Annotated in this window: 5 protein-coding genes and 1 riboswitch; of the genes, 1 reads left to right on the top strand and 4 read right to left on the bottom strand. The window is 52.4% G+C overall.

Annotated elements, in window-relative coordinates; translation table 11 throughout:
• The coding region (locus RWJ43_RS05410; RefSeq protein WP_314008728.1) for an energy-coupling factor transporter ATPase at nucleotides 1–1,450 on the bottom strand (1,450 nt) is incomplete at its 3' end.
• Nucleotides 1,443–2,030: an ECF transporter S component gene (locus RWJ43_RS05405; RefSeq protein ID WP_314008725.1), complete on the bottom strand. Its 588-nt coding sequence runs from the start codon at nucleotides 2,028–2,030 to the stop codon at nucleotides 1,443–1,445. The genes RWJ43_RS05405 and RWJ43_RS05410, both read right to left, overlap by 8 nt.
• 5 nt (nucleotides 2,031–2,035) lie before the next feature.
• Nucleotides 2,036–2,201: riboswitch (FMN riboswitch) on the bottom strand.
• Nucleotides 2,202–2,403: 202 nt separating this feature from the next.
• Between RWJ43_RS05405 and murB the strand changes: the two genes are divergently transcribed.
• On the top strand, nucleotides 2,404–3,330 hold the full coding sequence (gene murB / locus RWJ43_RS05400; RefSeq protein WP_314008723.1) for a UDP-N-acetylmuramate dehydrogenase: 927 nt from the start codon (nucleotides 2,404–2,406) through the stop codon (nucleotides 3,328–3,330).
• Between the two features lie 73 nt (nucleotides 3,331–3,403).
• Here the strand turns inward: murB and RWJ43_RS05395 are convergent, their stop codons facing one another.
• Nucleotides 3,404–4,711 (bottom strand): diphosphate--fructose-6-phosphate 1-phosphotransferase, encoded by a 1,308-nt coding sequence (locus RWJ43_RS05395; protein ID WP_314008720.1) that lies wholly within the window; start codon nucleotides 4,709–4,711, stop codon nucleotides 3,404–3,406.
• A gap of 708 nt (nucleotides 4,712–5,419) precedes the next feature.
• Nucleotides 5,420–6,709 (bottom strand): phosphopyruvate hydratase, encoded by a 1,290-nt coding sequence (gene eno, locus RWJ43_RS05390; protein WP_314008717.1) that lies wholly within the window; start codon nucleotides 6,707–6,709, stop codon nucleotides 5,420–5,422.
• Between the last annotated feature and the right edge of the window lie 199 nt (nucleotides 6,710–6,908).

Below are 6,908 nucleotides of genomic sequence, written 5' to 3'. Positions count from 1 at the left end.
TAACGCCTGCAAGTGCACAAAGTCTCTGCTGACCACCAGAAAGCTCAAAAGGGGATGCATCTGCCTTGTGGGAAAGACCGACAAGTTTCAGAGCAGCATTCACAGCACTTGCGACATCGCAGGTAGAAAGACCTAGGTTAGTAGGGCCAAATGCCACGTCTTCTGCAACTGTTTGTGCAAAAAGTTGGCGCTCTGGTCGCTGCATGACGTAGCCAACAATGCCGTGAAGTTTTCTGCGATTTTGCTTTTGTCGAGTATCCAAACCAGTTACACAGAGTCTGCCGGCGTCAGGCGTATCAAGTGCGCAAATCAAGCGCGCCAGGGTAGACTTGCCGGAACCGGTTGAGCCAATCACGGCAACATGCGAGCCTTTTTGCACGTCAACCGAGATGTTTTTGAGCACGGGTTTCTGGTACGAGAACGTCACGTCGCGCACAGAAACCGCTGCTGGCTCGGACATGCTGTCGGCTGTAGCCATACTGTCACAACCCGCGGCCATCGCGTCGCAGCTCTCAGCCACGCCGCCCTTCTCGCCTCGCGACGCTGCGGCGAGAAGCCCCGTCAGCTCGTCGAGCACGCGCTGAGCCGAAGGGGATTTGCACACGACAACTCCACGGTTGTTGAGCGCATGCGCCACCTGATAGGCAAACGGCTCTTCAAGATGCAGGCATTCAACTAGCTCGTGCTGCTCAAAGAGGGCTTCAGGTGTTCCCTCAAACGCAACACGGCCGTCGTCTAAGGCAATAACGTGGTCAGCAGAAACCACTTCGTCCATGAAATGCGTCACATGAACGATAGTTTTTCCAGCTGCACGGAGTTTCTCGACAAGTCCCATGACGTTATTTCTATGAACAACGTCAAGAGCTGCGGAAGGTTCGTCAAGAATCAGGATTTGCGGCTTCATGACCAGTGCGCCCGAGATGGCCACGCGCTGCTGCTGGCCACCCGAGAGCATCTGCGGATTTTCGGAAGCAAACTCGGTGAGAGTTCCAAGGGTAATCTGCTGTTCTACCAGCGGAGTTATCTGATTGCTGGGCACCTGAAGATTTTCCAGACCAAAGGCAATATCGTCTGCAACTACGCTGCAAATAATCTGATCTTCAGGATTTTGGAAGACCAGGCCAAGCTGCGGGCGAATGGTCTTGTATGCCTCAAAGTCAACCTGGCCGCCATTGACAACGGTGGTTCCCAGAAAGGTAACGGTTCCCTCGTCAGGGGCGGTAAGGCCAGAGAGAATTGAAGCAACGGTAGACTTGCCCGAACCGTTTGCGCCAACAATACAGGTACGTTTACCTGCGGGAATAGAGAACGAGACGTGGTCTAAGGCAACCACGCCTTTTGCGTGCACAAAAGTCACGTCCAAAAGCGTCGCAGCTACAGGCAGGTCCTGAGTTTGTGCGGTGCTTTCAGACGTGTATAAATCAGGGGAATTGTTGCCCAGATTACTCACCGTCTTTGATGCTCTCAAAGAGTGAGGTAGCTGAGCGCATGATAACTACAAAGATGATGCTGTTAATAGCAACCTTCACCACGTTGAAGGGGAGAAGTGCGGGAACAATTAGTCCGCTTACTGCTTCTACACTCATGCCGGTGTAGATTGGGGTAACTACAAGGTTGCCAAGAATGCAGGCAATAACACTGACAACGCTACCCACAATAAGGGCAAGTATCAGCTGCTTGATCTTCTCGGAACGGTTGTACACAATCAGCGAGACAGGCAAAACGTAGGTAAGCGTTGCCAGAATTGCCATGATAGTGCCGTAAATTCCGGACTCCGTAGTGAGGTGCAGAAGGTAGGGAAGCACCGAGACAATCGCGCCCGCGGCAGGACCAAAAGCTAAGCCTGCAAGCAGGGCAAAGACGCCCGATGGATCGTACTTCAAAAATGTCACGCCTGGGATGAGTGGGAACTGAAGCACCATGGTGCTGATTGCAGCAGCTGCACAAAGCATGGCGAGAATAGCAATTCTCTTGGTGGACCAGCCGTTAGAAGATGCGGTTGTTGCGTGGGTTGAGTGGGATGAAGCCATAAAAGTCTCCGTTTCTGACATCCGGACTGTACCGTTGGTCCTGGACTTTAACCAGGTTAACCGCCTTTGCGGGTCGCGGACTTGATGGCTCTTTGAACTGGGCTGTTATAAACCCTGAAGCTCGGCCACCTTACCACCAGTAGGTAATTGCAACCATTTCTGAAACATATCGATAAGTACTATAGCAGAGTTAACAGCTGATAACACGCAAAACAGGATGGACATTTATTCGACAGAAATGAGAGATAACCCCAAAATAACCCAATAGAAATCTAAAAACATTTTTGAGACATAAGGCGTTTATCTTCCTCGACTCCATGTTTTTCTCGCTTGCGATAAACTATAAAAAGTAACTTACTAAGGAGCGTGTTACATGTCTGAAAGTGGCTATGACTTACAAAGCCTGGCCGGAAAGCTTTGCTCGATTGTTGGAGAAGAGAACGTCCTGGTAGACGAGCCAATGAGTGAGCACACCACTTTTAAAGTGGGTGGACCCGCAGATCTCTATGTCATCCCTGATGACCCTGATGAGGTTAAAGAGGTTCTCCTTGCGGTTAAAGACGCAGAAGCTCCTTATTTTATCCTTGGCTACGGCTCTGACCTGCTTGTTTCCGACGCAGGTTATCGTGGTGTGATCATTGCTGTTGCCGATGGTCTCACCGGCGTAAGCATCGACGATACCGAGATGACCTGTCAGGCCGGCGTCGGCCTTAAAGAGGCGTCCGAGATGGCCTGTGAGCTGGACCTTTCTGGACTGGAGTTTGCGTGCGGCATCCCAGGTTCTGTGGGCGGCGCATGCTTCATGAACGCAGGTGCTTACGACGGCTGCATCGCTGACGTGCTCAAATCCGTCCGCGTTCTTCTCGCCGACGGTACCTTTGCTACGCTGGACGCATCCGAGCTTGACCTGGGTTATCGTCACAGCAGAATCGCAGATGAAGGCATGATTGTGCTTTCTGCCACGTTCAATCTTCATCGCGCAGATGGCGAGAAGATCCGCGAAATGATGGAAGAGTTCACGCGCGCTCGCGAGGAAAAGCAGCCTCTTGAGTTGCCTTCCGCCGGTTCAACTTTCAAGCGTCCTGAGGGCCACTTTGTAGGCAAGCTTGTTACCGATGCTGGTCTTAAGGGCTATCGCTTTGGCGGCGCTGGTGTTTCCGATAAGCATGCTGGTTTTGTGGTCAACTACGACAACGCTACCGCTGCTGAGGTTCATGCAGTTATTGAACACGTTCAAGCCGAGGTCAAGCGTCAGTTTGATGTCGAGCTTCACCCAGAGGTAAGGTTCCTCGGGGAGTAGTGAGCCGCGGCTCACACCCATCCGCAACGGATTGCACGCGTCCGCACGGCACTGTCGCGTCCGCAACGAATCCCTACGATAGCTCCGCAAGAAAACGGGGAAGTCCATCGGTAGAAATCGGCTCCTCCATGCCTGCGACAAGAGGACGCAGGTAGGTCAGGGCGGCGTCGGTAACATTGAAGCCGTCCTTGGAAATCATTTCTCGAGGTACAAGCTTTACCTTGTTAGCAACGTCGGCGACAGGGGTCGTGTGAATTTCTGTAGCATAAGGCGTATCTGAAGTTCGCTGCACGCCAACCATAACACCCGTTTTACCTTGGAGAACAGCTTCAACTCCTGCTGTTCCCAGCGCCTCCGCTTCGTCTAAATCAACTTTGCTGGCAGCATGCGAAGCACAGCGTTGCAGCGTATTGAGTTCAATACCGCGAGACTTTACGCCCAGCTGATCCTTGGCTAGCTGCGACAAGTATTGTGCTGTTCCGGATTGAGCTGCAAGGTGTCCAAACGTATCAATTGCAACAGAATTTGCATCAAAAAGGAAACTACCATCTGCGTGATGGACGCCCTCGCTGACTACCACGACTACGTTGTTTTTCTCTCGAAGTCGCTGTTCAATGGCGGAAAGTAGTGTGTGTTCATCGAGCGGAATCTCGGGCAGAAGGACAAAGTCTGGGGCGGTTCCGCAAATATCTTGCGCCAGTGCACCAACCGCCGTGAGCCAGCCTGCGTCGCGACCCATGGCTTCGATAAACGTGACGTTTTTGCTGTTGTAGACGCCGCCGTCGCGGGTGAGCTCGGCGGTTACGGATGCCACGAATCGCGCTGCGCTGCCAAAGCCGGGGGTGTGATCGGTGCCCTCGAGGTCGTTATCGATGGTTTTTGGCACGCCTACAACGCGAACGGCACTGTCTACCTGGGCAAAGTATCGAGACAACTTGTCCGTTGTGTCCATGGAATCGTTTCCGCCGATGTAAAGCACGGCATCTACCTGGTATTTCTTGAGCTGCGCATCAATCTGCTGGTAGATAGGGGAGATGGCTGCGGATTCTGAGTTGTCAGCAAGCTCCGGCAGCTTAAAGCGGCAGCTACCCAGCCAGCTTGAAGGCGTTTTTCTTAGGAGCTGGAGGTTCTTCTCGCCAGGATTTGTGGATGCGTGGTTGGACGATCCGGATTCAGACGCTGTAAGTTCAAGTGCTTCCACCAGATCAACGACGCCGCCCTCAAGAAATCCCTGGATTCCGTTGCGCATCCCGAGCACTCGGAGGCCCTGGGCGTGAGCTGCGCGAATAACACCCGCAAGCGATGCATTGATGGCTGCAGTCGGCCCGCCCGACTGTCCAACCAGGATTGTGCGTATTACATGCTCTGATGTGGTGTTCATGGCGCCTCGGATTCTTGAGAGTTGACATATCAAGTATAACCGCGGTGGGATGCTGCGGTGCCGTTATATCGACTGACGGAACATCCTCAAAAAACTGCAGATAAAACCAGACTCAATAGCCCAAATACATCGTGGAGCAGCTTTGGTTATAGAATTTGAATTTAATCACGTACGCTCAATTCACTATTATGCATAATTTCTATCTGATATACATAATTATGAATGAAGATATATCAAAGATTTAATTACCCTTAATTTCAGAGTTAAGCAAACACATCTATGTCGGATAATCTGCAAAATCAAGGATAAAAAACACATCTAATAACGATATTCTGCATGAGATAAGTATTTTCAACGAAATGTATACGCATTTTCGGCAGATTATCCGACATAGGTGTGTTCGGGTGTTTCAAACTAGGTTCGGATGCGCCTACGGGATCCTTACACCTGCTACAAACATCGAACGTGGCGAGAAACCCGCAGTTCACGCAGTCGTTCCCAGACCCACACTCGCACCCGTTCCCAGACCCGCACTCGCACCCGGACCCGCACCGCCCCCGACGTTCGTGCCGCAGCGCCCGCGCAGCACCCGCGCACACAAAAAAGCCGCACCTCAAATGAGATGCGGCTTCGTAGCTTCTAGCAGCCTAAACGACGTTGCAGCTCGGTCGGGCCGGACGCACGCCGTCTAGCCCACAACCTGCGGGTTTAGCGAAGGTTGTAGAAAGCGTCCATGCCCAGGTACTCAGCACCCTCAGCGAGGTCGTCCTCGATGCGGAGAAGCTGGTTGTACTTAGCAACACGCTCGGTACGAGCAGGTGCACCAGTCTTGATTTGACCAGCGTTGGTTGCAACAACAAGGTCAGCAATGGTGGTGTCCTCGGTCTCGCCGGAACGGTGGGAGACAACTGCGGTGTAACCTGCGCGCTTAGCCATCTCGATAGCCTCAAGGGACTCGGTCAGGGTACCAATCTGGTTGACCTTGATGAGGATGGAGTTACCAGCGTGAACCTCAATGCCCTTCTTCAGGCGCTGAGTGTTGGTAACAAAGAGATCATCGCCGACGAGCTGGATCTTCTTGCCCAGACGCTGGGTAAGGACCTTCCAACCGTCCCAGTCCTCCTCTGCAAGACCGTCCTCGATGGAGACGATTGGGAACTTCTCGACCATTTCCTCGTAGTAAGCAACCATTTCCTCGGAGGTAAGGGAGCGATCCTCGCCCTTGAGGTCATACTTGCCGGTCTCCTTGTTGTAGAACTCAGAAGAAGCTGGGTCCATAGCAAAGCGGAAGTCCTTGCCAAGCTCAAAGCCAGCAGCCTTAACAGCCTCGGAAAGAAGCTCAAGTGGCTCCTCGTTGGACTTAAGGTCTGGAGCAAAGCCGCCCTCGTCACCAACACCGGTGTTGAGACCCTGGGACTTCAGAGTGTCCTTGAGGGTGTGGTAAACCTGTGCGCACCAGCGAAGAGCGGTGGTGAAGTCAGGAGCACCAACAGGCATAATCATGAACTCCTGGAAGTCAACGTTGTTGTCAGCGTGGACGCCACCGTTAAGGACGTTCATCATAGGAACAGGAAGAGTGTGAGCGTTTGCGCCACCGAGGTAAGCGTAAAGTGGAAGCTCAGCAGAAGCAGCTGCAGCGTGAGCAACAGCAAGAGAAACGCCGAGAATAGCGTTTGCGCCGAGGCGACCCTTGTTTGGAGTGCCGTCAAGCTTGATCATAGCTAGGTCAAGGCCGCGCTGATCCTCTGCGTCCCAGCCAATAACGAGGTCGCGGATCTCAGTGTTGACGTGCTCGACTGCCTTCAGAACGCCCTTGCCCAGGTAACGGCTCTTATCGCCGTCGCGAAGCTCTACAGCCTCGAACTCACCGGTAGAAGCGCCGGAAGGAACGATTGCACGACCAAAGGAGCCGTCGTCAAGAACAACCTCAACCTCAACGGTTGGATTGCCACGGGAATCGAGGACCTCACGTGCGTGAACATCAAAAATCTGGCTCATAGCTCACCTTTCTTTAGGTTTAACATTTTGCTGATTGCACAGACATAAATAGTATACCCATTCTGTTATGTGGTGTGTATGGTAATTACACAGAGTATTAGTCCAGAAGTAGATACTATTTGACCAGGCAGAGATGGTATTTGATCAGGCAGACGCGCTGTCTACCTGATCAAATAGAAAGTACCTGCGGAATTATGCA

Origin of the sequence: Lancefieldella parvula (genome assembly GCF_963530955.1) — a bacterium.
GTDB lineage: Bacteria > Actinomycetota > Coriobacteriia > Coriobacteriales > Atopobiaceae > Lancefieldella > Lancefieldella parvula_A.
Note: the sequence above shows the minus strand (reverse complement) of the source record. Positions and strands in the feature narration are given on the sequence as shown.

What these genes read in the sequence shown, in the direction of transcription:
- RWJ43_RS05405 (WP_314008725.1), bottom strand. Translation starts at nt 2,030, where the DNA reads ATGGCTTCATCCCACTCAACCCACGCAACAACCGCATCTTCTAACGGC.
- murB (WP_314008723.1), top strand. Translation starts at nt 2,404, where the DNA reads ATGTCTGAAAGTGGCTATGACTTACAAAGCCTGGCCGGAAAGCTTTGC.
- RWJ43_RS05395 (WP_314008720.1), bottom strand. Translation starts at nt 4,711, where the DNA reads ATGAACACCACATCAGAGCATGTAATACGCACAATCCTGGTTGGACAG.
- eno (WP_314008717.1), bottom strand. Translation starts at nt 6,709, where the DNA reads ATGAGCCAGATTTTTGATGTTCACGCACGTGAGGTCCTCGATTCCCGT.